The sequence below is a fragment of the Mesorhizobium sp. M1348 genome (genome assembly GCF_040317925.1).
Lineage (GTDB): Bacteria > Pseudomonadota > Alphaproteobacteria > Rhizobiales > Rhizobiaceae > Mesorhizobium.
In genome coordinates, this window is the sequence record NZ_JAMYLH010000081.1 from 1 (window position 1) to 961 (window position 961).

Annotated in this window: 1 protein-coding gene; it reads right to left on the reverse strand. The window is 63.0% G+C overall.

Annotated features, from left to right (window positions below):
- Positions 1-961, reverse strand: a 961-nt coding sequence (locus tag NKH13_RS35510) for a recombinase family protein (protein ID WP_352917488.1), incomplete at both ends; no start/stop codon positions are given.

A 961-nucleotide genomic window follows, 5' to 3' on the forward strand; every position in this document is an offset into this window, starting at 1 on the left:
CGCGCCTGCTGCAGGTCCATCTCGATCATCTGCCGCCGCTTGGCTTCGCTCTCCAGCTGCATCCGTTCAGCCTCCAACGCCGCTTCGATCGCCATCGGCGCAACCGCCTCCAGCGCTTCGCGGGTCACCGCCGCGTCGGTGCGAAAGCCGTTGAACGACATGCATCGCGCCTGGGCCATCATGAGGTTGCCGCGCTCGCAGCGATATACCGGATAACCTTGGCCGCGTCCGGCATACATGACAACCAGTCTTCGCCCGCATCGACCACAGGAGATGAGACCGGGGAGCAGTGCGCGACCGCCGCGGCCCGACTTGACGCCGCCGGCTTTGCCATAAGCGTTGGCCGCGAGCAGTTCCTGGTTCCGTTCGTACTCGCTCCATCCGATGTAGCCTTCGTGATGGTCGTTGAGCACCACCGCCCACTCGCTAGCCGGCTTGTAATGGCCATAGCTCTTGCGAACGCGGCCATCGACGATCTCAGTGCGCTTCTCGCTCTTACCATAGACATAGGCGCCGGCGTAGAATGGGTTCTTCAGGATCGAGATCACGTTGCGGTAGCGGATCGGAACCCAGTCGAAGGACACCATCTTCTTGCCGTCGGAGGGTCTGGGGAAATGCACGTCATCGTCGATCATCGAGATCAGGACCTGGCGCGCACTGCCGAGTTCGCGGAAGCGCGCGAATATCAGGCGAATGGTCTCCTGCAGGCGCATGTCGGGATCGAACCCGAGACCGTAATCGCGGTGCCAGACATAGCCGAAAGGCACGGAGATGCGCAGTTCCCCGCGCTGTGCCTTGGCGCGGGCGGCCTCGTACATGCGGGCACGCAGCACGCCGAGCTCGAACTCGCTGATGCTGCCCTTCATACCGAGCAGCAGGCGGTCGTTCGGCAATCCCGGATCGTAGACTCCGTCCAGATCGATCACGCGTGCATCAACTTCGCCGCACAACTCGAGCAGCC